Source organism: Maritalea mediterranea (assembly GCF_021568695.1).
GTDB lineage: Bacteria > Pseudomonadota > Alphaproteobacteria > Rhizobiales > Devosiaceae > Maritalea > Maritalea mediterranea.
In genome coordinates, this window is sequence record NZ_JAKGTI010000002.1 from 593,517 (window position 1) to 619,126 (window position 25,610).

The 25,610-nt window shown below is 55.1% G+C and carries 23 protein-coding genes and 1 riboswitch; of the genes, 10 read left to right on the plus strand and 13 right to left on the minus strand.

The window, feature by feature from the left end; all coding sequences use genetic code 11:
- Positions 1-73 precede the first annotated feature (73 nt).
- Both L1I42_RS11965 and L1I42_RS11970 read left to right on the plus strand, forming a co-directional pair.
- The gene (locus L1I42_RS11965) at positions 74-745 is read left to right on the plus strand and encodes a response regulator transcription factor (RefSeq protein WP_236114758.1); all 672 of its coding nucleotides are present in this window, start codon (positions 74-76) and stop codon (positions 743-745) included.
- On the plus strand, positions 735-3,173 hold the full coding sequence (locus tag L1I42_RS11970) for a sensor histidine kinase (RefSeq protein ID WP_236114760.1): 2,439 nt from the start codon (positions 735-737) through the stop codon (positions 3,171-3,173). The genes L1I42_RS11965 and L1I42_RS11970 overlap by 11 nt, the downstream gene beginning before the upstream one ends.
- 2 nt (positions 3,174-3,175) lie before the next feature.
- Here L1I42_RS11970 and L1I42_RS11975 read toward each other — a convergent pair whose 3' ends face one another.
- A complete protein-coding gene (locus L1I42_RS11975; RefSeq protein ID WP_236114762.1) occupies positions 3,176-3,865 on the minus strand; it encodes a gamma-glutamyl-gamma-aminobutyrate hydrolase family protein in 690 nt (229 codons plus the stop codon).
- A gap of 74 nt (positions 3,866-3,939) precedes the next feature.
- Here L1I42_RS11975 and L1I42_RS11980 point away from each other — a divergent pair, with 74 nt between their 5' ends.
- Entirely contained in the window at positions 3,940-5,151 is a 1,212-nt protein-coding gene (locus L1I42_RS11980; protein WP_236114764.1) for a TIGR03862 family flavoprotein, read from the plus strand.
- Here the strand turns inward: L1I42_RS11980 and L1I42_RS11985 are convergent.
- The 5 genes from L1I42_RS11985 to L1I42_RS12005 are packed head-to-tail and all read right to left on the minus strand — an operon-like array spanning position 5,138 to position 11,277.
- Positions 5,138-5,902, minus strand: a complete 765-nt coding sequence (locus tag L1I42_RS11985) for a FadR/GntR family transcriptional regulator (protein WP_236114766.1) — start codon at positions 5,900-5,902, stop codon at positions 5,138-5,140. The two genes, L1I42_RS11980 and L1I42_RS11985, sit on opposite strands and share 14 nt — an antisense overlap.
- Complete coding sequence (locus tag L1I42_RS11990; RefSeq protein ID WP_236114768.1) at positions 5,871-6,824, minus strand: ABC transporter ATP-binding protein; 954 nt, start codon at positions 6,822-6,824, stop codon at positions 5,871-5,873. The genes L1I42_RS11985 and L1I42_RS11990 overlap by 32 nt, the downstream gene beginning before the upstream one ends.
- Entirely contained in the window at positions 6,821-8,704 is a 1,884-nt protein-coding gene (locus L1I42_RS11995) for a dipeptide/oligopeptide/nickel ABC transporter permease/ATP-binding protein (protein WP_236114769.1), read from the minus strand. Before L1I42_RS11995 ends, L1I42_RS11990 begins: the two co-directional genes overlap by 4 nt.
- On the minus strand, positions 8,701-9,648 hold the full coding sequence (locus tag L1I42_RS12000; RefSeq protein WP_236114771.1) for an ABC transporter permease: 948 nt from the start codon (positions 9,646-9,648) through the stop codon (positions 8,701-8,703). Before L1I42_RS12000 ends, L1I42_RS11995 begins: the two co-directional genes overlap by 4 nt.
- Positions 9,649-9,699: 51 nt before the next feature.
- Positions 9,700-11,277: an ABC transporter substrate-binding protein gene (locus tag L1I42_RS12005; protein ID WP_255769274.1), complete on the minus strand. Its 1,578-nt coding sequence runs from the start codon at positions 11,275-11,277 to the stop codon at positions 9,700-9,702.
- A gap of 88 nt (positions 11,278-11,365) precedes the next feature.
- Here L1I42_RS12005 and L1I42_RS12010 point away from each other — a divergent pair, with 88 nt between their 5' ends.
- A complete protein-coding gene (locus tag L1I42_RS12010) occupies positions 11,366-12,028 on the plus strand; it encodes a DUF1028 domain-containing protein (protein ID WP_236114773.1) in 663 nt (220 codons plus the stop codon).
- Positions 12,021-13,247, plus strand: coding sequence for a M20 family metallo-hydrolase (locus L1I42_RS12015; RefSeq protein ID WP_236114775.1), 1,227 nt, complete (start codon positions 12,021-12,023; stop codon positions 13,245-13,247). The genes L1I42_RS12010 and L1I42_RS12015 overlap by 8 nt, the downstream gene beginning before the upstream one ends.
- Here L1I42_RS12015 and L1I42_RS12020 read toward each other — a convergent pair whose 3' ends face one another.
- The 7 genes from L1I42_RS12020 to L1I42_RS12050 all read right to left on the minus strand — a co-directional run bounded on the left by L1I42_RS12020 (position 13,248) and on the right by L1I42_RS12050 (position 20,552).
- Positions 13,248-14,270 (minus strand): histone deacetylase family protein, encoded by a 1,023-nt coding sequence (locus tag L1I42_RS12020; RefSeq protein WP_236114777.1) that lies wholly within the window; start codon positions 14,268-14,270, stop codon positions 13,248-13,250. It abuts the gene before it with no gap.
- Positions 14,270-15,214, minus strand: coding sequence for a 3,5-dioxohexanoate:acetyl-CoA acetone transferase (kce, locus tag L1I42_RS12025; RefSeq protein ID WP_236114778.1), 945 nt, complete (start codon positions 15,212-15,214; stop codon positions 14,270-14,272). The genes L1I42_RS12020 and kce overlap by 1 nt, the downstream gene beginning before the upstream one ends.
- 2 nt (positions 15,215-15,216) lie before the next feature.
- Positions 15,217-16,551, minus strand: coding sequence for an aminotransferase family protein (locus tag L1I42_RS12030; protein ID WP_236114779.1), 1,335 nt, complete (start codon positions 16,549-16,551; stop codon positions 15,217-15,219).
- A gap of 11 nt (positions 16,552-16,562) precedes the next feature.
- Positions 16,563-17,645, minus strand: a complete 1,083-nt coding sequence (locus tag L1I42_RS12035) for an ABC transporter ATP-binding protein (protein WP_236114781.1) — start codon at positions 17,643-17,645, stop codon at positions 16,563-16,565.
- 61 nt (positions 17,646-17,706) lie between these two features.
- Complete coding sequence (locus L1I42_RS12040) at positions 17,707-18,849, minus strand: extracellular solute-binding protein (protein WP_236114783.1); 1,143 nt, start codon at positions 18,847-18,849, stop codon at positions 17,707-17,709.
- Between the two features lie 42 nt (positions 18,850-18,891).
- Positions 18,892-19,680, minus strand: coding sequence for an ABC transporter permease (locus L1I42_RS12045; protein ID WP_236114784.1), 789 nt, complete (start codon positions 19,678-19,680; stop codon positions 18,892-18,894).
- Entirely contained in the window at positions 19,680-20,552 is an 873-nt protein-coding gene (locus tag L1I42_RS12050; protein ID WP_236114786.1) for an ABC transporter permease, read from the minus strand. Before L1I42_RS12050 ends, L1I42_RS12045 begins: the two co-directional genes overlap by 1 nt.
- A gap of 91 nt (positions 20,553-20,643) precedes the next feature.
- Between L1I42_RS12050 and L1I42_RS12055 the strand changes: the two genes are divergently transcribed.
- From L1I42_RS12055 to L1I42_RS12075, 5 genes are all read left to right on the plus strand, one after another.
- Positions 20,644-21,600, plus strand: a complete 957-nt coding sequence (locus L1I42_RS12055) for a LysR family transcriptional regulator (RefSeq protein WP_236114788.1) — start codon at positions 20,644-20,646, stop codon at positions 21,598-21,600.
- A gap of 63 nt (positions 21,601-21,663) precedes the next feature.
- Positions 21,664-21,880, plus strand: a riboswitch (cobalamin riboswitch).
- A gap of 101 nt (positions 21,881-21,981) precedes the next feature.
- Complete coding sequence (locus L1I42_RS12060) at positions 21,982-22,740, plus strand: (2Fe-2S) ferredoxin domain-containing protein (protein ID WP_236114790.1); 759 nt, start codon at positions 21,982-21,984, stop codon at positions 22,738-22,740.
- A gap of 123 nt (positions 22,741-22,863) precedes the next feature.
- Positions 22,864-23,808: an ABC transporter substrate-binding protein gene (locus L1I42_RS12065; RefSeq protein ID WP_236114792.1), complete on the plus strand. Its 945-nt coding sequence runs from the start codon at positions 22,864-22,866 to the stop codon at positions 23,806-23,808.
- Positions 23,808-24,818 carry a FecCD family ABC transporter permease gene (locus tag L1I42_RS12070; RefSeq protein WP_236114794.1) on the plus strand — a complete coding sequence of 337 codons (1,011 nt, stop codon included), beginning with the start codon at positions 23,808-23,810 and terminating at the stop codon, positions 24,816-24,818. The genes L1I42_RS12065 and L1I42_RS12070 overlap by 1 nt, the downstream gene beginning before the upstream one ends.
- Positions 24,808-25,581 carry an ABC transporter ATP-binding protein gene (locus L1I42_RS12075; protein ID WP_236114795.1) on the plus strand — a complete coding sequence of 258 codons (774 nt, stop codon included), beginning with the start codon at positions 24,808-24,810 and terminating at the stop codon, positions 25,579-25,581. The genes L1I42_RS12070 and L1I42_RS12075 overlap by 11 nt, the downstream gene beginning before the upstream one ends.
- Positions 25,582-25,610 lie beyond the last annotated feature (29 nt).

Below are 25,610 nucleotides of genomic sequence, written 5' to 3' on the forward strand. Positions count from 1 at the left end.
GACATGAGGCTGACACGTTGTGATTTTAAGTAAAAACACTTGGCGCTTTCTATTTGCGGCGTATGATAAGCCCATGCGCATCTTGGTCGTTGAAGATAATCTGGACTTGGCCGAAACCATCGTCGAGCGCCTGCAGGGCGAAGGACACGTCGTTGATTTGGAAACCAATGGTGAAACCGCCGACCTTTTGTTAAAACACGCGCAATTTGATCTGGTGATCCTTGACGTGAATCTGCCCGATAAATCTGGCTTTGAGATTTTAAAATCCATGCGCGCGGGCAAGGTTGATATTCCCGTGCTGGTGCTCACCGCACGCTCCCAGATTGAAGACCGTGTGGTAGGGCTGGATGCCGGAGCTGATGATTTTATGGTCAAACCCTTTGACTTTCGTGAGTTGGGTGCCCGCGTGCGCGTTCTTGGACGGCGCAGTGCTGGCGCGGCCGTCAACGCATTTGTTGCGGATAATTTCACCTATGATCGACTGGCCCGCCGCGCCTATGTCGATGGGAAAGACTTAGATTTGAAGAATAAAGAAGTGCAACTCATTGAGATTTTTCTCAGCCGACTGGGCAGCGTATTGAGCAAGGAAGAAGTGGCCGACAAACTTTACACCTATGATGAAGCGCCAAGTCTGAACGCGGTGGAACAACATGTGACCCGCCTGCGCAAGAAACTGGAAGCCACACCCCTAATCATCAAAACTGTGCGCGGTTTAGGTTATATGGTTTATGTAGATGAAAACTAGACAGCGCGGACATTATTCCCTTCGCCGCCGATTAATGACCGCCATGGGCATCGGCTTTGCCCTTTTGTTGGTGATCATTTCCCTGTTTCTGATTGGGTTCACCCGCAACGCTGCCAACAAAAGCTACGATTTGTTGTTGGCAGGGGCGGCCTTGTCGATTTTGGAAAAGGTCTCATACGCCGATGAAGAGATCGCCGTCGATTTGCCCCATTCGGCGCTCGACATTTTGAGCTTGGCGCCTCAGGATCGGGTGTTTTATAGCCTCACCACGGAAGATGGTGAATTGTTGACCGGCAACCCGGAACTGACCAGTCTGGCTCCACAAAGCAACAATGCCAGTCCCCAATTCACCGATGATGTGTTTATGGACGCCCGGGTCCGCATGGTGCATCAAAGCCGCAACATCATCACACCAGATGAGCGAAAATGGGTCACAATCACCATCGCTCAGACAACAATTGCGCGCGATAGCCATGCCTTTTCGCTATTTATAGCCGCACTCACGGGCGTCGCCATCATCTCGTTGATCGGGATGGGCTTTGTGTGGCTGGCCATCGGCAAGGCCTTGCAACCATTGGCCAAGATTGAGGACAACTTGTCTCGACGCGAACCTACGGATTTGACCGAGTTGCAACTGCAACCACCACGTGAGGTGGCCGGATTAATCAACGCCATCAACGGCTTTATGGCCCGTCTTGACCTTGCCCGACAACAAAGCGAAGCTTTCATGGCTGATGTGGCACACCAGACCCGCACTTCCCTGTCCGCCCTGCAAGGACATCTGAGTTTGGCCGCGGACGCCGAGGATCAAACGCAAATGCGCCGACGCCTCAATCGAGCTGCGGATCAAGCCGGTCGCGCCACCCGCCTGACCAATCAGTTGCTATCCCACGCCATGGTGATTCACCGGGCGGAAAATCAGGCCATGACCGCCTTTGATCTCAAAAAATTAGTCCGGGATTTGATCAGTGACATGTTGCGCGATACGAGCCTGCGCAAAATCAACCTCATTCTCGACGATGAGGATATTGCCAGCGAAGAAGCGATGACTTTTGGTGACCAGATCTCAATCAATGAGGCACTGAAAAACCTAATTGAAAATGCCATTCGTCATGGACCGGAAACCAATGAAATCACCTTACGCCTCGTCCAGATGGGCGGAGGTCACATTTCTGTGGAGGTTGAAGATGAAGGGCCAGGCATTCCCGAACACCAAAGGGAGGAAGCACTGGAGCGGTTCAAATCCCTTGATATAAAAGCCAATGGCACCGGCTTGGGGCTGGCCATCGTGAAGGAAGTGGCTGATGCCCATAATGCCCAGTTGAACCTCAAAGAGGGAAAAAAAGGCGGCCTTTTGGCACAATTGGTGTTTGAAGTCCAGCGGTTAGCTGCACTATTCATTTTGGCCGGTATCGGTCTTATCGGTGGCCCTTGGCACCAAGATGCATTCGCAGACCCAACTGTTTTGGAAATTTGGGGCGCAACAGATAAATCCGCCTTTCAACCGGTGGTTGATGCCTATATGGCTGCCAATCCCGGGATCGACGTCAGCTATACTGAGATCCTCACCACGGAGCTTTACCAGCGCATCTTGAACAACGATCCGGATACGCCAGACATTGTCATGAGCTCGGCCATGGACCTGCAGATTGATCTGGTCAATAAAGGCTATGCGCAAGCTTTGCCAGAGCAAAGCCTGCCCAACGTAAAGCCATGGGCCGCATGGCGCTCGGAACTGTTCGGCTACACGTTCGAACCAGCCGCCGTTATTTATCACAAGCCAACTTTTGAGGGTATTGACCTGCCTGAAACGCACGCGGACATGGCCAATTTTATTCGCGACAATGAAGATCAATTGCGCGCCCAAATTGGCTATTATGATATCCGGACGTCCGGCGCTGGCTATCTGCTCGCCACCCAGGAAGCGCGGTTGTCGCAACAGTTTTTCCGCATTGCAGAAAGCCTTGGGCGAGCAGGCGTGCGCGTATTTTGCTGCACGGGCAGCATGATCGATGCCACCGCCAGCGGCGAGCTGAAAATGAGCCTGAATGTGATTGGCTCCTATGCCTTGAACGCCACCAAGGACAAACCAGACCTAGGCGTGCACTTTTTCGACGATTTTAACCCGGTCATGTCCCGCACCGTTTTTGTTTCCAAAACCGCCGACAATCGCGATTGGGCCCGAGACTTTGTGAGCTTTTTGCTCTCCGATGCAGGTCAATCAGTGATATCGGAAAAGTCGGGCCTGCTGCCCATCTCTGAAACCCATTTGCGCAGCAACGAAGCGAGCGCTGAAAATGTGCTGTCCATCGATTCCGGACGCTTTGTGCCGATCCGACTTTCTATCGGCCTTTTGACCTATCTCGACCGGATGAAACGAGAAAAGTTTTTGGAAAGCTGGCAAGAAGCGGTGCAGGAAATCAACTAGGATCACGCTCGGGTGCAGGCCGCGATAAAGGCGTCAAAGATTGCGTTGCCAGGGTGAATTTCAGCCTGAAACTTTTCCTGATGCCATTGCAGCCCGATGGCAAATTTGTAGTCCCGCAACTCTATCGCCTCAATAATCCCGTCTGGCGCGCGAGCGCTGATCACCACCTCATCCGGACACCAGACCAGTGCTTCGCGATGGAAACTATTCACGTCCAATGATTCTAGACTGGTAATCGCGGCCAGCTTGGTGTCCGGCACGATGTCAATCGGGTGCCGAATTTCGGGTCCATCATGCCGCGCCACCTGTTCAGTTTTCACCAAATCCGGTGTCATCTTTGCCCCACGGACACAGGCCAAAAGCTGCATCCCTGCACACATGCCCAGCACCGGCTTGTCCAACGCCAAAAAATCTTCGACCAACTGCCGCTCCGTTTCAAATCGATCGCTTGGCGGCGAGTTGGACACCAAATCTTGCGCATAAAAATCATCAGGATAAGTAAACCGCCCGCCGGGACAGAGCAACCCGTCGAACTCACGCGCGGCACTCTTCAATTGTGCAGGGGTAAAGAACAGTCCAAATGGCTGGCCGCCAGCGCGCGCAATTGCCTCGACATAATTTTTGCCCAGCTCATAGCGCGTGCCACCCTCACTAGTATTTTCATCAAGCAATATCGCAATTCTTGGTGACATAAATATTCCCCCCACCGCGCCTCGCCGCGCAATTGTCTTGCATGTGCCCGCCCCCTATGGCACCTGATGACGCTATGACACAAACAGATTTTGCCATCATTGGCGGAGGACCAGCTGGTCTGGCTGCAGCAGAACTTTTAAGCCAGCACGGCCGTAAAGTCACCATCTATGAGGCCATGCCCACCCCAGCCCGCAAGTTTTTGATGGCGGGAAAGTCTGGTTTGAACTTGACCCATAATGAGGATTTTGAACAGTTCAAAACTCGATTTGGCGCGGCCTTGCCCCATATGGCGCAAGCACTTGACGACCTGATGCCCATGGATATTCGCCGCTGGGCCAATGAGCTGGGCGCCGACACTTTTGTGGGGTCCTCTGGCCGCGTCTTTCCCAAAGTGATGAAAGCATCTCCCCTGTTGCGCAACTGGTTGAAGCGGCTGGAGAAGCTCGGCGTCACCCTTAAAACCCGACATCGCTGGCAAGGTTTCGACGGCGAAAAGCTCTCATTCCAAACACTCAACGACACTATTGCCGTGCAGCATGATGCAGTTGTCCTCGCTCTGGGCGGCGTTTCATGGCCGCGTTTGGGCGGCAATGGCGACTGGGTTAACTATCTTGAGGCGATTGGTGTTGAGGTCGCGCCCTTCCAGCCCGCCAATTGCGGCTTTGAGGTAGAATGGAGCGATTTTTTTAAAGAAAAGTTCGCCGGTGCCCCCATCAAATCAGTCAGCGCCACCAGCAAGATGGGAAGCCAAAAGGGTGAGTTTGTCATCGCGCAGCATGGCGTTGAGGGCAGCTTGATTTATCATCATAGCGCCGCTTTGCGTGACGAAATCAATGCGGTTGGACACGCGGCACTTGTTCTAGACCTGGTGCCGGATCAATCGCTCGACAAGCTCACCGCAAATCTAGAAAAGCAAAACCAAAAGCAAAGCTTTTCCAACCGCCTGCGTAAGGGCACAAAACTGACCGGAGCCAAAGCGGCACTGATCCGCGAAGTCGCGCCAGACGCCAACAAAATGCCACCTAACACGCTGGCCAAGCTGATAAAAGCACTGCCCCTGCCGCTCACTGCCCCCCGCCCGATCAAAGATGCGATTTCGAGCGCTGGTGGGGTGAAATGGGGTGAGGTTGACGCTAATTATATGCTGAAAAAGCGCCCCGGCCTGTTTGTCGCAGGGGAGATGCTGGACTGGGAAGCACCGACCGGAGGCTATCTGCTCACCGCCTGCTTCGCCACGGGCCGCGCCGCAGCTTATGGTGCGCTGAAGTGGTCTATTCAGAAATAAACCGCTTTTGCATTTCCGCTTCTTGCAAAGACATCAAAGTCTGCGCCGTCGCCATATGATCACCCATAATCTGATGGGCCGCCTTGGCATCGCCGTCGCGCAGCGCCTGCACCAGATGAACCTGATAATCGCGACCCTTTTGCCACAGCTCTGCGTTGGGCGGGTTATACAATTTGCGATAAACCGTTAGATCAGCAAGCATATTGGTCATAAAATCAATCAAAAAACCCAACAACTTGTTGCACGACTGCGACGCCAATAGCGCGTGAAATCGCAAGGATGCAATATGCTGTTCGCGTTCTTCATCTGCCGTTCGCGCGGGTTCAGGGTATGAGGCAATATTCTCTTCCAATTTATCCAAGAACTCATCGGACAACTTGCCCGCCAGCGAAGCCGCTAATTGCGGCTCGAGCGTACAGCGCAACTCATAAATGTCTGCGATGGTCAGATCTTTGAAATAGAAATAATTACCCAGCAAGGCCCGTGCCCGTTGCTTGGACACTTCGTGCACAAAGCTGCCGCCGCCTGGCCCGGTGCGGGTGCGCACCAGTCCCTGCGCTTCCAAAATCCGCATCGCCTCGCGAATGGTACCCTTGGCCATGCCAAACTGCTCGATCATCTCTGGCTCACTGGGCAAACGGTCTCCCGCTTTCAATCCCTTTTCCACCACCCAATCTTTGATGGCTTCAGCAACACGAACCGGACGGCTTAGCCGTGGTTCATCCTTTGATCGGGTTGTGACAAGCGGCAAAGTGGTCGTCTCCCATTTCAGTTAGCGCCGGGTCGGTTGTTGTGCAAATGTCAGTAGCATAAATGCACCGCTTGGCAAACGGGCAGCCTTTTGGCGGGTTCAGCGGATCGGGCAATTCATCGGCCTTTTGCTTTGGTGCTTCAAGCGATCGCCCCACGACCGGCGCACTGTCGGCCAGTAGTTTCGTGTAAGGATGCTTAGCATGCTTAAAGATCGCATCTGCCGGGCCAACTTCCACGATAGCGCCGAAATAGAGCACCATCACCCGGTCGCTCACCGCCTCGACAACCGCCAGATCATGACTGATGAACAAATAGGTCAGGCCAAATTCCTTTTTCAGATCGGCCAGCAAGTTGAGCACCTGCGCTTGCACCGACACGTCCAGCGCGGATACAGGCTCGTCCAAGATCAATATCCGGGCGGCGGCAGCCAATGCCCGGGCGATGCCGATCCGTTGCGCTTGCCCGCCCGAGAATTCGTGTGGATAGCGGGTTAAAAACTCATCACGCAAATTCACCGAGGCGAAAATTTCGCTGATCCGCTTATTGCGTTCGGCCTTGCCCATGCCATGCAAGCGTTTGAGCGGCGTTTCCATAATCTCACGTATGGTCTTGCGTGGATTGAGGCTCGAAATGGGATCCTGAAACACATATTGTATCATCTGGCCAAATTCGCGCGGGCTGGCCTTATCTTGCACCTTGCCCTCAATTTGAATTTCACCTTCGCTTGGTGGCAACAACCCCACAAGCATCCGCGCCAATGTGGATTTGCCACACCCGCTTTCGCCCACAATGCCCAAGGTTTCACCATCACGCACATCAAAGCTCATGCCGCGCACGGCTTTCACGCCCTGCCCCTTCGTGAATAGTGATTTGCCAACTTCAAACGTCTTGGTGAGATTTTTCACTTCAAGTGCATTCATGATGTCACCTCGGTTTGGCTAACCTTGTCAGGGAACAGGCACCGAACGGCGCGATCGCCATTGGCCTCTAACTCGATATCGCCCTGCTTGCACACATCCTGCGCAAAGTTGCAGCGCGGCGCAAAAGCACAGCCTTGTGGCAATCTATCCACCGCTGGGGGCAAGCCTGGAATAGCGTGCAGTTCGCGTTTGCCGCCGCCCAACTCAGGCACACAAGCCATCAGCCTTTTCGTATACGGGTGTTGCGGATCATCAAGAATAGCTGCTGTGGGTCCTTCTTCCACAATCCGCCCCGCATACATCACCGCCACCCGGTCGCACAATTGCGCCACCACACCAAAATCATGGGTGATGAATACAATGGCCAAATCACGTTCGCGCCGCAAATCATCCAGCAGAGTCAAAATCTGCGCCTGCACGGTCACATCAAGCGCCGTGGTCGGCTCGTCGGCAATAATCACATCAGGCTCATTGGCCAATGCCATCGCGATGGAAACACGCTGGCGCATACCACCCGACATTTCGTGCGGATAGTTATCCACACGCCGCGCCGCATTGGGAATACGAACAGATTCCAACAATTCCACAGCCCGTGCCCGCGCTTCTTTTTCCGGCATTTTGCGGTGCGCTTGCATGGCCTCGATCAGTTGGTCGCCCACTTTATAAAGGGGATGCAACGTGGACAGCGGGTCCTGGAAAATATAGGCCACCCGGTCGCCCCGCAATTCGCGCAGCTCATCATAAGAGGCACCCACCAGATCATGGCCCTGGAAGCTGACAGCGCCGCCCACAATCTTGCCCGGTGGCGAGGCCACCAGCCCCATCACCGACAAGGCGGTGACGGACTTGCCCGACCCGGATTCGCCAATAATGCCAAGGCATTCGCCCTTATTGACCTTCAGCGACACGCCGCCAACGGCTTTGTAAGTGCGGTCCCCCACATGGAATTCAGTGCGCAAGTCCTGCAAAGCCAGTAAATCATCGCTCGGCACAGGCGGCGTGCTGTCACGCTCTACAATGGTTGCGGGAAGCGGGCGAGACAGGGCGCCTGACTTCAGCCGCGGGTCAATGGCATCGCGCACCCCATCGCCCAAAAGATTGATCGACATAACAATCAAAAAGATCATGATGCCCGGCACAATCGAGGTGTGCGGTGAAGTGATCAACGCCGCCCGCGCTTCCCCGAGCATCGACCCCAAATCCGCTTGGGGCGGTTGTGACCCAAGCCCCAGGAAGGACAAGCCCGCCGTTTCCAAAATCATCCAGCCAACCGTGGTCGACATGGCGATCACAATCACCGGCAACACATTGGGCAAAATCTCAAACAGGATAATTTGCAGATTGCTCATACCGCTCAACCGAGCCGCATCCACAAACTCTTTATTGGCAAGCCCCACCGTGACGCCGCGAATATTACGCGCGAAAAACGGGATATTGACCGCAGCCACCGCGAACAGCGCATTGATCAGCCCCGGCCCAAGCGCCGCCACAATGGCCAGCGCCAAAAGGATATAGGGAAAAGCCATCAGCATATCGACGAGCCGCATGATCACATTGTCCGTACGCCCGCCCAGAAAGCCGGCGACAATGCCAATTGTGGAGCCGATAAAGGCCGCGATCAAAGCGGCAGCAGCGCCAACCGCCAGCGACAGGCGCGTGCCCCACATCAGGCGCGACAGTAGATCGCGCCCCAGATGATCGGTGCCCAGCAAATGTCCTTCCGAGAACGGCGGTAAAAACCGGTCACCCGTAGCCGTAATATTTGGGTTGGGCAACGGCAAAAGCGGGGTGAACAAGGCCAGCAAAACGATAACGCTAAGCACTACAGCCCCAAGGCCAGCCAAACGATTGCGGAATAAAAGCTTGAAAAACTGGATCATGATTTGATCCTCGGATCGAGAAGAGACTGGGCCACATCAACCACAATGTTAAACAGCACATAGCAGGCGGCGACAAATACGACGCCCCCCTGCACCAGCAAAATGTCACGCTTCAAAATCGCGTCCACCAACATGCGGCCAACACCGGGCCATTGGAAAACCATTTCAATATAAACCGCGCCGGACAACACAAAGCCGGCCTGAATGCCCAGCACCGGGATGATGGTCACCATCGCCGACTTTAGGGCGTGGCCCAGAATGACCTTTCGCTCATGCACGCCTTTGGCGCGGGCGGTGCGGATATAATCTTGCCGCAACACTTCCAGCATCGCCGAGCGCGACATACGGGCCACCACCCCGGTGGCCACCGCCGCCAGTGCAATGGCGGGCATCACGAGGTGGTTGAGCAGATCGGGTAAATCGCCGCCGCCATAGATTGCATACATGCCCGACACCGGGAACCAACGCAGCCGCACGGCAAAAATCAAGATCATCACCATCCCCAAAAAGAAGGATGGAATGGAAATGCCGATCAGAACGGTGAAGGTGATGGCTTTGTCGGCCCAACCATATTGCCGCGCGGCAGAAATAACCCCGGCCAGAATGCCAATCAGCGCACACAGCACAAAGCTGGTGCCCGCCAAGATAAGCGTTGCACTGAATCGATCAAGAATTTCATCCAGTACCGGCCGGTTCAAAGAATAGGACCGTCCGAAATCACCGGTGAGCATATTGCCCAGCCAGATGAAATAGCGTTGAAACAGGGGAGCATCCAAGCCAAGGTCCTTATTGATCTTGGCGACATTCTCCGGGGTCGCATAGGCCCCCAGGATGGCAGTAGCCGGATCACCGGGGATCATCGCCATGATCAGAAAAACGATCAGCGTGATACCAAACAACACCGGTATGGCCGAGATCAGCCTTTTGAGAATATAGGCAGCCATTTTCTCCCCCCTCGAATAAATTGGCGGGCACAATGCCCGCCAATTCAAAGATTAGTTTTTGGTCACATTCTGCAGATGCAGCAGGAAGGATGGTTCGAGGTCAAAGTTCTCGACCCGATCATTCGTCACAGCATTCTGCTTCCAGTTGGCCACAAAGACCCAAGGTGCATCTTCTTGCACAATTTCTTGCATCTCGCGATACAATTGGGCGCGCTCTTCCTGGCTGGTGGATGTGCGTGCTTTTTCCAGCAGTTCGTCCACTTTTTCATTGGAGTAATAGCCAGAGTTAAAACCGCCATTTTCAGGCCAAGCGTCTGTCCGCAGCGCGAGGTATGGCAATGTATCCGGATCATTCGTCATCCAGGCCATTTCAGCCATATCAGCTTTGCCTTCAAGACCGGGGTTCACTTCACCCAAGAAGGTGTTCCACTCATAAGTCTCAATTTTTACATCAAGACCAACAGCGGCCAGATCAGCCTGGATGGCTGTACCCATGGCAACCGGATCAAGCATGCCGGAACCGCCTTCGGTCACATAGAAGGTCAGTTCTGCACCCTCTGCACCTGCTTCAGCCAACAGTTCTTTGGCTTTTTCAGGATCATAAGGATAAGGATCCAACTCTTCATTGTAGGCCCAGGCGAAGGCAGGTGGTGTTGGGCCAGCGGCCACATCAGCGGTGCCTTCAAGCACATCATTCACAATGGCTTCTTTGTTGATGGCATAGTTCGCGGCCTGGCGAACACGCTTATCGGCAAATGGACCTTCTTTCGCGTTCAAAATCAGGAACCAGACGTGAGGACCAGCTTGCTCAACAATGGTGAAATCATCGCCTTGGAATTGAGACAATGCGGTTGGCGGCACTTCCACCATCATGTCGATGCCACCGGCCAGCATTTCAGCCACACGGGTATTGGCATCGGTGATCGGGCGAAACACGACCGCTTGCACACCTGCAGGGTCGCCCCAATAATCGGCATAACGATCTACCACGACACGCTCGTTTGACTTCCACTCAACAAACTTAAATGGACCGGTGCCAACTGGGTTACGCCCAAAATCCTCGCCGTTTGACTTCACAGCCTCTGGTGAAACCAAAAGGCCTGTGGGATAAGCCAAGTTGGACAGGAATGGCGCATATGGCGCGTTCAGCTTGAACTTCACGGTCAAATCGTCAACCGCTGTTGTTTCTTCGACAGCAGAGAAGAAAAAGGCCAACGGAAATGGACCGGTGTTATGATACGGATGATCCTCATTCAACATCCGGTCAAAGTTAAACTTCACCGCTTCCGCATTAAAGGGTGTGCCATCGTGGAATGTCACGCCTTCGCGCAGGTTGAATGTGTATTCGGTGCCATCTTCGCTGATTTCCCAGCTTTCAGCCAAAGCGGGCGCCACTTCCAATGTGCCAGACTTATAGCGGACCAACCCTTCGTAAAGGTTCACCAGAATGCGGAAATCATTCACCGCGGTGACAGCCGCCGGGTCCAGTGATTTCGGTTCTGCAATTTGCCCAACCACCAAAACATCTTCTGGCGTTTGCGCATGCGCACTTGTGAGCGCGGGGAAGAGTCCCAACGCTGCAATAGATGCCGCGACAAAGGCACGGCGCGTTAATTTCATAATTTGCATATTGACCTCCCTTTCGGATCACCCTGTATTTATCATGATAAATTGCAAACGTCAATTTTTCATGATAAATAGGCGGTGAGGAGCGATTATGACATATTCAATTCTAGTGCACGATCCAGAGACGAACCAACTGGGCGCGGCCGCCGCCACCGGCTCATTATGCGTGGGGGGCTGGGTGTTGCGCGGCCGTTTTAATGTGGGGCTTACAGCAAGCCAGGGCGCGGCACCCAGCACATTCTGGCGTGATGATATTTTAGATTTATTACAACAGGGCACCGACGTTGAGTCTGCCGTCGAAAAAGTTACATCAGCCGATAAAGGGCGTGAATCCCGACAATTGGCTGCACTTGATTCGCAAGGCAACAGCGCATCATTCACAGGCAGCAAAAACACACAGATCGCCTTTGCTGAGCCTTTTGAAAATGGCATTGTGTCGGGCAATCTGCTTGCTGATCAAAAAGTTCTAACGGCCGCGCGAAAGGCCTACCAAGAAACCAAGGGTCCCATGGGCGACAGACTGCTCTCCGCCCTGCATGCGGCTCAGGATGCGGGGGGAGATTCGCGCGGCCTATTGTCCGGCGCGCTCCTCGTGCTCTCGCCAGACGAGGCACCGCTAGATTTGCGCGTAGATTACAGCGAAAAACCCCTCGTCGATTTATCGGCCCTTTATCAGCGCGCCATGACGGGGGACTATCGCGACTGGCATCTCACCGTGCCCACACCGAACGACAAGGAGCGTGGTCTTGACTGATTGGGGAAAATTGACCGCTGAGCGTCTTACAGAAATCGCCAAGTGCTCTGAGGCAGGTCCGGGTGTAACCCGCCTGCCCTTCACACGCGAACATGCAGACGCGTTGCAGCTGATTGAAGGCTGGATGCAGGATGCCGGGCTGGAAACCCATCTGGATGCCGCGGGCACCCTTGTGGGCCGCACCACTTTCCCCGGCGCCAGTCAAACCCTTTATATGGGATCGCATCAAGACAGTGTGCGCCATGGCGGCGCCTATGACGGGATAATGGGCGTTGCCCTGCCGATCCTGGCGTTGAAAAAGCTGAAGGATGAAGGCATTACCCTGCCCTTCAATGTCGAAATTTTGGCCTTTGCCGACGAAGAAGGCGTGCGCTTTCCCACAGCCCTGATCGGCTCCCGCGCCTTGGCGGGCAGCTACGACCCGGCGGTGCTGGACCTGAAAGATCGTGACGGGATTTCCATTGATCAGGCCATGCGGGCCTTTGGCCTGTCGCCGGACAATATCCCCAAACTCAAGCGCAACAACAATCGGGCTTTGGGCTTTGTGGAAGTGCATATTGAGCAGGGCCCGATGCTGCAGGATGAAGATTTGTCCCTCGGCGTCGTCACCGCCATTTGCGGCATTGAACGCCATAGCGTCACCTTCCATGGCGTCTCTGGCCATGCGGGCACCCTGCCCATGCGCAACCGGCAAGACGCGCTGGTGGGCGCCAGCAAACTGATCAGCTACGTCAATGAGTTGGCGGTCAACACCGAGCATTTGCGCGCCACCGTTGGCGCGTTGGACATTTCGCCCAATGTGGTCAATGCCGTCCCGAATGAGGCGCGTTTGACCGTTGAAATGCGTTCCGCTGACGATGCGGTGCGCGCCGAAGCTGCACAGCAAATTGAGGACAAGGCCAAAGAGATCGCCGAAACGAACAGGCTGACAGTGAGCTATGACAAGACTTACGCCCAACCGGCACAACAATGTGCGGACAGCTTAAGATCACCGTTGGCAGAGGCCGTAAAGGCGCAATTGGGTCGCGCTCTGGCGCTGCCCTCCGGCGCCACCCACGATGCCTCTGCCATGGCGGACCTTGGGCCGATGGCCATGATGTTTGTGCGCTGCAAAGATGGCATCAGCCACAACCCGGCCGAATATGCATCGCCTGAGGATATGGGCGATGCGGTGCAGGTGCTGGCGCAATTTATCAAAAATATGGCGGTGCGGGTTTAACTACCCGCCCTGAAAGCCGGACATAAAGGCGGTAAGATTGTCGCCCAACTCATCGCACAAATATCCGCCTTCCTGCACCATCACGCAGGGCAAATCCATCTGGGCAAATCGCTTGCCGATCTCAGCAAAGCCCTGCTGGCTGACAGACAGGCCACCAAAAGGGTCGCCCTCAAACGCGTCGAGACCCAGCGCCACCACAACAATGTCGGTGCCAAATTGCTGCACCCGCTCCAACCCCTTGTCGAGCGCGTCCAAGAAGCCCTCATCACCCGTGCCCATCTTCAGGGGCAAGTTGAGATTGGTGCCAAGCGCATCGCCCTCGCCGCGTTCATGGGCATGCCCCCAAAAGAACGGATAATATCGGATTGGATCGGCGTGTATGGAGACGGTCAGCACATCCCGATCACCATAAAAGATGCCTTGAGTGCCATTGCCATGGTGCAAATCCACATCAACAATCGCCGCCCGCAATCCATTTTGCTTGAGATGCGCCGCGGCAATGGCTGAATTGTTGAAAAAACAAAATCCACCCGCCAGATCCGAAAATGCGTGATGCCCCGGTGGCCGACACAGCGCATAGGCCGCTTTGGCTCCAGCCAGCACATCATTGGTGGCGCTCATCGCCGTTTGCGCGCTCCAATAGGCCGAATGGAATGTATGCTCGGAAATCGGGCATGCCGTATCCGCCATATGAAAGCCCGCCTGCCCCACTGCCGACTTCGGATAGCTCACGGTGCGCCGATCCGGGTGGATATTGGGGATCACTTCGGCGGATCCCCCCTCAATGCGCTGCCAGCGCTTATAAATATGCTGCAGAAAATGCACATATTCGGCGCTATGCACCCGCGCAATCGGCCCCATGCCATGGTCTTCTGTTGTGCTTTGGGTCAGGCCTGCAGCTTTGGCCCCATCCAACAAAGCCTGTACCCGACCGGGCTGCTCGGGATTGGGCTGAGGCGCGCCGGAGGCGAGAAAATTGACCGGATTATGTAGCCGCTGGGCTTCATCAAAAAACAGCTTCATTACACATAACTTTGTTCGAGATTTTCATTATCTGCGCCATTGGGAACCCCCAAAATCCGGCGCGCTTCTGCAGGCGTGGCGACCTGCTTGCCATTGGCTTCAATCAGCGCTGTGGCCTTTTCCACCTGTTGCGCGTTAGAGGTCGCCAATTGGCCCTTGGCGATATAAAGATTATCCTCAAGCCCCACGCGCACATGCCCACCCATTGCAATGGAGAGCGCCGCCATTTGCATTTGCGCCCGGCCCGCGCCGATCACCGAAAACTGATAGTCGCGACCAAACAATTTGTCGGCTGTGTCTTTCAAGAAATAGAGCACCTCTGGCAGCGGCGGGGCACCGCCCAGAACGCCCAACACAAATTGCAAAAAGAACGGGGGCTTCAACACGCCGCGCTGGGCCAAATGATCCAGCATATAGAGATGCGAGACATCATAGCATTCCAGCTCAAATACGGTCGGGCGTTGGTTGAGCCGTTCAGCGATTTCGCCAATATCGCGCGGGGTGTTTTTAAACACCAGATCGTCAGAATTGCGCAAAAAGGGCTCTTCCCACCCATGTTTCCATTCTTTGATCCGATCTGCTAGCGGATAGAGCGCAAAATTCATCGACCCGAGATTGAGCGACGCCATTTCCGGCTGCAAACGGGTTGCAGCAGCCAGCCGGTCATCCAAGCTCATCACCGCCGACCCGCCAGTGGACATGTTCAATATCGGATCGCTTTGCGCGCTCAATTGCGGGTAGAACCCGTTCCAATGCTCCAGCGCTGCGCTGGGCTGGCCGGTTTCCGGATGCCGCGCGTGCAGATGCAGGATAGAAGCGCCAGCCTTCGCCGCGCCCAAGCCTTCGCGCACCATATCTTCACCACTCACCGGCAAATGCGGTGACATGGAGGGCGTATGAATCGATCCAGTCAGCGCACAACTGATAATGACCTTATCCGCCATTTTTAGGCCACCTCCTTCAAATAGAGGTCAGCAAATTGACCCAGCGACTTGTCCAGAAGTGCGACCAGTTCATCTGTCTGTGCCGCGGTCGTGATCAGCGGCGGGCAGATCATAAAATGATCGCCTTCAGTGCCATTGCGGGTGCGGCGGGAATAGATGATCAGGCCGTTTTCATACGCAATATTCACCAGCTTGACGTGGGCATTGAGCTCTTTGGGCAGAACTTGCTTGCTTTGCCCGTCTGCCATCAGTTCAAAGGCCAGTAACAACCCTTTGCCGCGCACATCGCCAATAAAGGGATAAGCAGACTGCAGATCGCGAAGCCGGTCAAACAGCACACCGCCAATGCGTGTGGCGCGGTCGCACAATTGCTCTTCTTCCACCACATCCAGCACCCCCATGCCGGCCGCAGCCGCCAACGGCATCGCGGCGTTGGTAAAGCCATGCAAAAAGCCACCATGATCGAGCACATCATCAACCAGATCATTGCGAGAGATCACCGCGCCAAGCGGCATATAGCCCCCGCCCAGCCCCTTGGCACTGATGATCATGTCGGGCACCGCATCATATTGGTCCGCCGCAAAATAAGTGCCCGTGCGTCCGCCCCCGGTCATCACTTCATCATAAATCAGCAACAACCCATATTTGTCACAAAGGGCGCGCAAGCCTTCCATATAGCCCTTCGGTGGCACCAACGCCCCGGTGGAGGCCCCACCAACCGGTTCGACCAGGAAAGCCAGCAAGCTTTCCGGGCTTTCGGCTAGAATGGCCTCTTCAATTTCTTTGAGATAATGCGCCGCCGTTCCCGGATCCTCCGGGTCCAACCCGTCCAGATAGTGCAAGGGCGCCCGCACCTTGGGCATTGCTTGCATCATGGGGGCAAACGGCTCCGCAAAAGGCGGTGTGCCCGTCACTGCAACCGCGCCCAATGTCGACCCGTGATAGGAGGGCAGCCGCGACATGATCTTGAACCGCTCCGGTTCACCGCGTGCCAATGTCGCCTGCCGTGCCAGCTTGATCGCGGTCTCCACCGCCTCCGAGCCACCGGATACAAAGAACACCTTATCAAGGCCCTTTGGCGCCTTTTTGGCCAGCCGCGCCGCAAACTGCTCCACAATATCGCTTTGAAAATGCAGCCGATAGGCAAAGGTCGCACTTTGCATTTGCGCGCTCATACGGGCCAGAACATGCGGGTGCGAGTGACCTACATTGGACACCATCGCCCCTGACGCCCCGTCAAGATAGCGCTGCCCGGCCGCATCCCACAAATAGATGCCTTCCGCACGCTCGATAAAGGGGCGTGTCTGACGTGTTTGATAAAAAAGATGATCTGACATTTAGCGCAGCTCTAATCGCCAAGCAGTGTGCAATTTTGTGGATCAAAATGCACCTGAACCTCGTCACCCTGATTAAACAGGGCCTGGCCCACTGTGTTGATGGCCTGCAGTTTCTGCGCGCCGACATTCACAAAATATCGCACGGATTGACCCAGATAATCCACGGCTTCCACCGTGCCTGTGGCCGCCACTTGCCCTGCGGGAACTTTGGTCTTTTTATCGCTCAATTGCAGCTTTTCCGCCCGCAACACCAATTTGCCTTTTTCCGACGCACTGCCCTGAGGCACCTGCGTGGTATCCACCTCAAATTTCCCGAACTGCGGCAGCTCAACACTCACCTTGTCCGCACCAGCGCCGGACGCCGAAACATCCATTAAATTGGAGGCACCAAGGAACTGTGCCACAAACTCTGATGCCGGGCGGTTATACACTTCCCAGGGGCTGCCCACCTGTTCAATACGTCCATCGCGCATCACCACGATATTATCGGACATGGCCAAAGCCTCGCCCTGATCATGGGTCACAAACACGGTGGTCACACCCAGCTTTTCCTGAATGTTTTTCAGCTCCACCCGCATATCCTCGCGCAGATTTGCATCCAGCGCCGAAAGCGGTTCATCAAGCAGCAGCACATCCGGCTCAATCACAATCGCCCGCGCCAACGCAATCCGCTGCTGCTGGCCGCCAGACAATTGTGAAGGATAGCGATCACCCATATGGGGCAATTGCACCAGCTCCATCGCCGCCTGCACTTTCTCGGCCACTTCAGCTTTGGAGACATTGCGATATTTCAGACCAAAGGCGACATTTTCAAAAATCGTTTTGTGCGGAAACAAGGCATAGCTTTGAAACACAATGCCCAAATTCCGCTTGTGGATCGGCACTGTGTTGACCCGTTGGCCTTTCACCAGAATATCCCCTTCAGTGGGGTCCAGCAGACCGGCAATCATGCGCAACGTTGTGGTTTTGCCGCAGCCGGAAGGCCCCAAAAGGGTCAAAAAACTGCCCTCCTCGATCTCCAGATTAAGCGGTTGGACGGCCGTGAAGCTGCCAAATCGTTTCACAATTTTGTCTAAAGTTACGGCGGTGCTCATGATGATCTACCCAGTGCGAAAATGGCGGGCAGCACCAAACGCCGCCCACCATATTGAAAAATTAATAGCCCTTTTGAACGCGCCCAAACATCTTGGACCATTCTGCTTCATTGCCATTCCAATAGTCGGGATTAGCAAAGGTCAGGCCATCCAATGTGCCGGTTGGGTCAAAGGCAGGCAACTTTGGAATCTTGCTCCCCAAATCCACTTTTGACGGATCGAGTGCAGGTGGATAGTTCTGCGCTTCCGCGACCGCAATGGAGGTCTCAGGTGCCAACATAAAGTTGAGCAACTCTTCAACCGCGCCCAAAGGTGAGCCTTTGATCACGAACAGACATTCCTGCCAGCCGAAGCCGTTTGGCGGATCGTAATAGCCAATATCGTGGCCCTGCTCTTGCAGCGCATAGATACGACCTGACCAACCTTCGGTGACGTAGATTTCCTCTTCCGCCAACAGGCTCATCAACTCAGCGCCAGAACCCCAATATTTCAGGGCGAGATCGCGGTGGGTGCGGATCGCATCCCAAACAGCATCCATATCCTGGATATTGTTCGGGTCCTGATCCGTTTGCAACGCGCCATACCAAATGCGGGTACGCCAATCGCTCCAGCCGCCAATTTTGCCTTTATATTTTTCATTCAGCAGAATGCGTGCACCCTGCTCTTTCATTTCTTCGTCAGAAATATATTTGCGGTTATAGGCCAACCCGGTGGTGCCATAATCGTAAGGCACGCAAGAAAGCTGGTCACCGGAAACCGCGCGGAACACATCAACAAGCTTTGGAATCACCAAATCAAGATTTGGAATATTGTCTGTGTTCAGTGATGTGGAGAAGCCCAGATTGTGGTAGCGGGCATAATCAAACACGCCAGACAGGTGAGCAATATTATACTCGCCTTCCTGTGCTGTTTTCACCCGTGCGAGATATTCATCGCCACTGCCAAAGGTGCCGTCCACAACTTCAATGCCGGTCTTTTTGGTGTAAGGGTCAAAGGCTTTTTCGCGGAACGCTTCGGACACAACGCCACCCCAGCCATCAAACCGCACTTCGCTCACATCCTGAGCAAAGGCCATATTGCCAAAAGGCATCTGCACGCCATAGGCAGCGCCAGCAGCCCCCAAAAGGCCGAGAAACTTCCGGCGGCCAATGTCGCCATTGCCGAACATTTCTCTTAGCCGTTCATATCTTTTTGTATCGTCCATTCTTTCCTCCCTAGGTGGTATTTGATCCAAAATCTACACGCGCTATTTGGCGCGCCGCGCGGCGGACCATCGGGCCACCGCAATGCCAATCAATGGCAAACCTGTTGTGAGCATAATCATCACCGCCCCCAGCGCATTGATCTCCGGTGAAATGGAGTTGCGCAGCATGGCAAAAATCTGGGTGGGCACGGTTTCAACCCCGCCCGGCTTCCAGAACAAGGTGCCGGTGATGTCATCAAATGAAATGGTAAAGGCAAACAGCCCACCCGCCATCACCGCCGGCATAATCAGCGGCAAGGTGATCTGGAAGAAGGCTTGAATGGGCGAGGCGCCAAGGCTGCGCGCTGCTTCCTCATAGTCTTTTTTCACTGCCACCAGCCGGGCTTGCACCACCAGCACCACAAAGGGCAGCGTAAAAATCACATGGCCCATCAGCAGCAGGAAAAAGCTTTTCGGCACATTCAGCATTTGCAGGAACAGCAAGAGCGACACCGCCAGCACCACCTCAGGCACCAATATGGGCGCGATCAGCAATGTGCTGATGCTGTTTTTGCCCGGAAAATCATAGCGCACCAGTGCCAAAGAGGCCAAAACGCCAATGGTGGTGGAAATGATCGCGGTGAGCAGCCCAAGCGTCAAAGACGTCTGGAACGCCCGCACAATCGCATCATTTTCCCACAGCGCCACAAACCAGCGGAATGAAAAGCCGGTCATCGGGAACGCCCCGAACTGGTTGGCGTTAAAGGCGAGCAGGATCACCACCGCCACGGGCAAAAACATGAATGTATAGACCAGAATGGTCCACGCTCGAATAAGGGGCCAGCCGCGCATTATCCAATCCCCTTCGCAATGTGTCCAAGGCCCATAAACCGGTTATAGACCAGCACCACCGCGCCCAGCACCACCAGCAGCATCAAGGACAGCACCGCCCCGAGCGGCCAGTCCAGCTGGGTGATGATTGCTTCAAAAACCAGGTTGGCAAACATGGCATCGGTGGGACCGCCAAGTACGATCGGGGTAATGTAAGTGCCCGCGCCAAGCACGAAGCACAACACTGACCCCGCTGCCAAACCTGGAACTGAAAGGGGAAGCGTCACTTCCCAAAATGTTTGCATCGGGTTTGCGCCAAGGGAGTTCGCCGCGTCTTCCAGCGCGCGATCAATCCCATCAAGGCTCACATAGGTATTCAATATCATAAAGGGCAGCAAAAAGTGCACGAGGCCGAGAATAACGGTTGCCTCATTGTATAGCATCTGGACCGGCTCATCGATCAGACCAATGCTGAGCAACAGCGAATTGACCGCCCCCGAGACGCCCAGAATGTTAATCCAGCTCATGGTCCGAATGATGTAGCTGACCCAAAATGGAAGCATCAAAAGCAACAGCAAAAAGCCGCGGTTCACGCCCTTGGCCCGCGCGACAAAATAGGCCACCGGATAGCCGACAAGCGCACACACAATTGTGGTGATCGCTGCGATGCGTACCGTGCTGATCAGAATATCAAGATAAAACCGGTCGGTCAGCGCTTCACGCCAATTGGCAAGCGAAAAGGCTGGTTCAACACCGCCGACAGAGGTGCGCAGCCAGAATGAATAGACCACGATGAACATCACCGGCACTACCAGCAACAGCGCAATGGTCACCAGCGCAGGCGAGAGCAGCACCCAGGGTGCCCGCTTTTCACTTTCCTCGATTGTCGCCATTTCACTCCCTCCGATAGGCTAAGGTTTGGACATCCCCATCCATAAATCAAATAGATATTTACAATTTCCATTATTGATCTAATCTATATTCATGGATAGGGATGCAGAAAACCTTGCAAGACATCTGGATTGGAACCTGTTGCGCATGTTTGTGGTGCTGGTGGATTCGCGCTCCATCACCCTCGCCGCTTCAAAACTTGGCTTGCAGCAGCCCAGCGTTTCCTCAGCGCTCAAGCGACTTGAAGAAACCCTTGGCCGCCAACTGATCGAACGCGGCCCGGGCAAATTTCGCGTTACCGACGCAGGCCAGCAGCTCTATCGCGAAGCTGTGGATATTAACGGCTCGATCCTACGGCTCTCCACCCTGATGCGTGACATCACCGAGACGGTGCAGGGGCATGTAAAGATCGCCATGGCCAGCCATGTGCTGTGCGAATTCTTTGACGATGTGCTGGGCGATTTCCACATCCAGCACCCAAAGGCGACGGTCGAAATCATTGTCGGCCCCAGCCATCATGTGATCGAACAAGTGGTCTCGCGACAGGCCAGTTTTGGCATCTGCCTTGTTTATCACAAGCACCCAAAACTGCATTACCAGCATATGTTTCGCGAGCATTTTGGCCTTTATTGCGGCCCCAAACATCCACTCTTTGGCAAGCCGAATCTCACCACCGCCGATCTTGCCGGCAACAATTGGGTCTCGTTCACCACTGACCAATTGTCCGATGTGCTGCGCCCCGTCACCCTGTTGCGGGCCAAGGCCGCTCCGCAGGATGCTATCGTGGGCTCCTCCGCCAATCTGGAAGAGGTGCGCCGCATGATTCTGTCCGGGCTGGGCATCGGCCCCCTACCCGTGCACGTGGCCAAACGCGATGTGGAAATGGGCTATTTACACCGCTTACCGCCCTATGAAGACCCACCGGAAATCGACGTTTACGTCACCACCAACCCGGCCACCAAGCTCAATCGCGCCGAGCAATTGCTCCTCGATGATTTGACCAAGCGCATTGATTCGATTCCGCTGGAAGACCGAATCTTTGGCGGATGACATTTGCTTTTCAACCACTTGCATTTTCCGCCAACGCGCACATTGACATTAGTGCCGGCCTGCTTCTTATATGAAAGAGATGGTTCCAGGGCGTTCGAACGACAAACTGGATGAAAAGGGAATATGGTGCGATCGACCCAAGCAGGGGATCAAATCCGTAGCTGCCCCCGCAACTGTGAGCGGATAGCGTTCTGAGTTTACCACTGGCATTTTTGCCGGGAAGGTTCAGGTAACGCCAAGACCCGCAAGTCAGGAGACCTGCCATCGCATAATGTCAACCACATCGGGCGGGGTGTCCCGGTAAGGAGTAGCGATGAGAAATTTGAAGGCCATTTGGCCTGATCACAATTGCTGTACCGCCCCCACCCCAGGGAGCGGGCAATGCAGTTTGAAATATTCCTAGTCAGTACAAATTACGTGTCCAACCGCAAATTTGCGGCCCTGTCGGAAGCGCTGGTGGCGGCCAACCATACGCCGTGCGCTGTGGTGCGCCTTGAGCATCAAACAAATCACATGTTTCACGCGCTGGATCGGGCGATCGCTGAAGGCGCCACGCGCATTGTGTTGCGTCCGGTGGGCGTTCCCTTTTCCCAAAGCCTGCGCCAATGGGTGCCCAATGCCGCCGCTGACTGGTTGACCCGCCAGCCTGCCAACAGCGTTGAAGTGGCCATGGCGGCAGACCTTGATGAAGATGAGGAACTGCTCAAGCTGATCGCCAATCGGCCCTATCGCGCCGAACCGATTGCCCCCAAAATTGATGGCATCAATGGCAAGGGTTGGGACATGCCGCCCGCCTATGAACATCATTTGCTGGTCTGCACCGGCCCGCGTTGCCATCTGCGCGGCAGCTTCGGGCTGTTGGAGCCGCTCAAACTGGCCGTACAACAAGCGGGCATCAGCTCAAAATGTCTGATCGCCAGCACCGGCTGCCTGTTCCCTTGCAATAATGGACCCGCCCTCGTGCACTATCCAAAAGGCGATTGGTATCAGCTCAATTCGGAGGAAGATGTCGCCCGCTTCGTGCAGGACGTGCTGGTGCATCATCGGTCCTCCCCGCTGCAGTTGCCCTTCGCACCGCCTCAACGCCCTGCTGCCAAAGAGCACGCTTCATCTGAAGAGGCAGATCTATATGCCGATTGACGCGATTCCCGGGCTGCCAGGGCGGAATATGCCGCAATGCCAACGCCACCCCAAAAACCCACTTGCAACGCTAGCAGCTAGTAATGTAATAACATTACAAAAACCTTGCGGAACACAATCACTATGAACACAAAAACAATAATCAGCACCGCCCTTTTCGCCTGCATGCTGACCAGCCCAGCCCTTGCTGCACCCCTCACCTACGAAAGCTGTGGCCAAACCGTCAGCATTGAAGATGTGCCGCAACGCGCCATCACCCTCAACCAGCAGGCCACTGAAGTGATGCTGGCATTGGGACTGGAAGACCATATGGTGGGCACCGCCTATCTGGAAGATCAAATCCCCGCCCAATGGCAGGATGCCTATAATCAGGTGCCTGTGATCGCCAAAAACTATCCGGCCAAGGAAGTGGTGTTGATCGAAGAGCCAGACTTTTTGTTCGCCGGTTTCGCGTCCGCCTTTGCCGAGAAAAATGTCGGCACCCAACAGGAATGGAACGACCGTGGCGTCGCCACCTATCTGGTGAACGCCTCATGTGATCAATACAATCCAAAGAATGTACCGGTTACCACCGCACCAATCCTCAAAGATATTGAGGTGATTGGGCAGATATTCGATGTGCAAGATCGCGCACAAAAACTGATGGATGAAACAGCGGCGCGCATTGAAAAGGTGCAAGCCCTCAACCCAGGCGCAGGCCGCACCGCCTTCTTCTATGATAGCGATGATGATCCGGTTTACACCGCAGGGTGCTGCGGCAGCCCAGCGCTGTTGATGCGTATTCTGGGTCTCGAAAGTATCACGGACGAGATCGAAGGCCGCTGGGTCAATGTCAGCTGGGAGCATATTGTGCAACAGAACCCAGAGATCATTGTGATCAATGACGCGGTTTGGTCCCCAGCCGGTGACAAGATTGAAAAGCTGAAAACCGACCCGGTGCTCTCCAATCTGAAGGCCGTGCAACAGGAACGCTTTTTGATCATCCCCTTTTCACAAACCGTCTTGGGTATGCGCTTTACCGACGGTGTTGAAAATCTCGCCCGCCAGATTGAAGAGCTGGATCAATAATGTTCGCAGCGCGCTATCCCCTGATCATGATTGGTGCCAGCATTGCCCTTGTGGCGATGCTGGTGGCCGGTGTGTTCTGGGGCACCGCGCCGATCCCCTGGCAGGAAAAGCTGGCCGTGCTGCTGCGCGCGCCGGACGCCAAAGCCAGCCTCACCGCCATCATCTGGCAATGGCGCATGCCGCGCGTGCTGGCCTGTGCGCTGGTGGGTGCCGCCTTGGCGCTCAGCGGCACATTGATCCAGACCGCCCTGCGCAATCCCTTAGCCGATCCCTATTTGCTGGGCCTCTCTTCTGGCGCCTCCGCCGCCGCAGTGGCCGCCATCATCTGGCTGCCCGCGGGCCTCGTCGCTGCCTTTGGCCTGCCCCTGATCGCCTTTTTGGGCGCCGCCACTGCCTTCGGCATCACGCTGTTGATGTCCTATAACCGCGAGCGCCCCATGGACCGCTTGCTGGTGATACTCGCAGGTGTCGCCGTGTCGCTCTTGTTCCAATCCTTCACCGCCTTTTTGCTGCACATCTCCGACCCAAACGCCACCAAAACCGCACTCAACTGGCTGATGGGGTCCGCCGCTGGCACGAACTGGGGTGAGCTGCCCATCATCACCATCGCCACTGCGCTGGTGGCGCTGCTCGCGCTCAGCCAACATAAGCAACTCGACGCGCTTCTGATGGGCGATGCCCGCGCCACGTCCCTTGGCGTCGCCACATCGCCGATGAAGCTCACCATCTTTGTCGTCACCGCCCTGCTCACCGGGTTGAGCGTCGCCATTATGGGCATTGTTGGTTTTGTTGGATTAATTGTGCCGCATCTGGCACGGCAGCTTTGCGGCTCCGCCCATCAAAAGCTGATCCCCTTGGCGATGCTGCTCGGGGCCTTTATCCTCACTTTTACAGATTTGCTGTGCCGCACCTTGCTGGCACCAAGTGAATTGCCATTGGCGGTGCTGCTGGCCCTGTTCGCCACCCCGCCCTTTATCTTTATTTTGAGGCAGACCCGCCATGTTGCATAGAGCCACATCAAATTTCGGTCAAACCATCCTCAGCCTACACAATGTCAGCTTTGCCGTGGGCCCCAAACCCTTGGTGCAGGATTGCTCCTTTGAGGTGCGCCAGGGTAGCTTTATGGGGCTGCTTGGCCCCAATGGCGCCGGCAAATCCTCACTGCTCAAATTGCTCTATCGCGAGAAAAAGCCCACCAGCGGTAAAATCACCGCCTTCGGCCAGCCGCTGGACCGCTGGAACCGCAAAGCCTTCGCCGCCAAGGTCGGCACCGTTTTGCAGGAAAAAGCGCAATTGGCGGGTCTTACCATTGAGCAGGTGGCGGGGCTGGGCCTGTTTCCCCTCTCCTGTTCCAAAGCCGAAGAGCAGCAGCGGGTGCGGGAAGCATTGGAACTGGTGGAACTTTGGGATCGGCGCACGGAAAATGCGGGATATCTCTCCGGCGGTGAACAACAGCGTCTGTTCTTTGCGCAAATCCTGGCATTAGACCCGGAAGTCTATTTGCTGGACGAACCCAACAACCATCTGGATATCTATTTCCAATATCGGTTGATGGACCATATCAAGGCCAAGGGCAAAACCGTGATCGCTTCATTTCATGACATTAATCTGGCCGCTCGCTATTGCGACAGCGCTGTGCTGATGCACGAAGCGCGAATGGTGGCCAGCGGCTCGCTGGCCGAGGTCTTGTCGCCAGAAAGATTAAAGCTCGTCTATCGCGTCGACGCCCAATTCGCGAAAAGCGCCATCGCGATAAACGCGCCTGTTGTTTAAGGGCGCTGCGCTAAAACCTAGGGTCAGGA

What these genes read in the sequence shown, in the direction of transcription:
- L1I42_RS12000 (WP_236114771.1), bottom strand. Translation starts at nt 9,648, where the DNA reads ATGGCTGCCTATATTCTCAAAAGGCTGATCTCGGCCATACCGGTGTTG.
- L1I42_RS12055 (WP_236114788.1), top strand. Translation starts at nt 20,644, where the DNA reads ATGGATAGGGATGCAGAAAACCTTGCAAGACATCTGGATTGGAACCTG.
- L1I42_RS12020 (WP_236114777.1), bottom strand. Translation starts at nt 14,270, where the DNA reads ATGAAGCTGTTTTTTGATGAAGCCCAGCGGCTACATAATCCGGTCAAT.
- L1I42_RS11975 (WP_236114762.1), bottom strand. Translation starts at nt 3,865, where the DNA reads ATGTCACCAAGAATTGCGATATTGCTTGATGAAAATACTAGTGAGGGT.
- L1I42_RS12045 (WP_236114784.1), bottom strand. Translation starts at nt 19,680, where the DNA reads ATGCGCGGCTGGCCCCTTATTCGAGCGTGGACCATTCTGGTCTATACA.
- L1I42_RS12070 (WP_236114794.1), top strand. Translation starts at nt 23,808, where the DNA reads ATGTTCGCAGCGCGCTATCCCCTGATCATGATTGGTGCCAGCATTGCC.
- L1I42_RS12060 (WP_236114790.1), top strand. Translation starts at nt 21,982, where the DNA reads ATGCAGTTTGAAATATTCCTAGTCAGTACAAATTACGTGTCCAACCGC.
- kce (WP_236114778.1), bottom strand. Translation starts at nt 15,214, where the DNA reads ATGGCGGATAAGGTCATTATCAGTTGTGCGCTGACTGGATCGATTCAT.
- L1I42_RS11970 (WP_236114760.1), top strand. Translation starts at nt 735, where the DNA reads ATGAAAACTAGACAGCGCGGACATTATTCCCTTCGCCGCCGATTAATG.
- L1I42_RS11990 (WP_236114768.1), bottom strand. Translation starts at nt 6,824, where the DNA reads ATGAATGCACTTGAAGTGAAAAATCTCACCAAGACGTTTGAAGTTGGC.
- L1I42_RS11965 (WP_236114758.1), top strand. Translation starts at nt 74, where the DNA reads ATGCGCATCTTGGTCGTTGAAGATAATCTGGACTTGGCCGAAACCATC.
- L1I42_RS11980 (WP_236114764.1), top strand. Translation starts at nt 3,940, where the DNA reads ATGACACAAACAGATTTTGCCATCATTGGCGGAGGACCAGCTGGTCTG.
- L1I42_RS12065 (WP_236114792.1), top strand. Translation starts at nt 22,864, where the DNA reads ATGAACACAAAAACAATAATCAGCACCGCCCTTTTCGCCTGCATGCTG.
- L1I42_RS12035 (WP_236114781.1), bottom strand. Translation starts at nt 17,645, where the DNA reads ATGAGCACCGCCGTAACTTTAGACAAAATTGTGAAACGATTTGGCAGC.
- L1I42_RS12040 (WP_236114783.1), bottom strand. Translation starts at nt 18,849, where the DNA reads ATGGACGATACAAAAAGATATGAACGGCTAAGAGAAATGTTCGGCAAT.
- L1I42_RS12010 (WP_236114773.1), top strand. Translation starts at nt 11,366, where the DNA reads ATGACATATTCAATTCTAGTGCACGATCCAGAGACGAACCAACTGGGC.
- L1I42_RS12075 (WP_236114795.1), top strand. Translation starts at nt 24,808, where the DNA reads ATGTTGCATAGAGCCACATCAAATTTCGGTCAAACCATCCTCAGCCTA.
- L1I42_RS12050 (WP_236114786.1), bottom strand. Translation starts at nt 20,552, where the DNA reads ATGGCGACAATCGAGGAAAGTGAAAAGCGGGCACCCTGGGTGCTGCTC.
- L1I42_RS12030 (WP_236114779.1), bottom strand. Translation starts at nt 16,551, where the DNA reads ATGTCAGATCATCTTTTTTATCAAACACGTCAGACACGCCCCTTTATC.
- L1I42_RS12005 (WP_255769274.1), bottom strand. Translation starts at nt 11,277, where the DNA reads ATGCAAATTATGAAATTAACGCGCCGTGCCTTTGTCGCGGCATCTATT.
- L1I42_RS11995 (WP_236114769.1), bottom strand. Translation starts at nt 8,704, where the DNA reads ATGATCCAGTTTTTCAAGCTTTTATTCCGCAATCGTTTGGCTGGCCTT.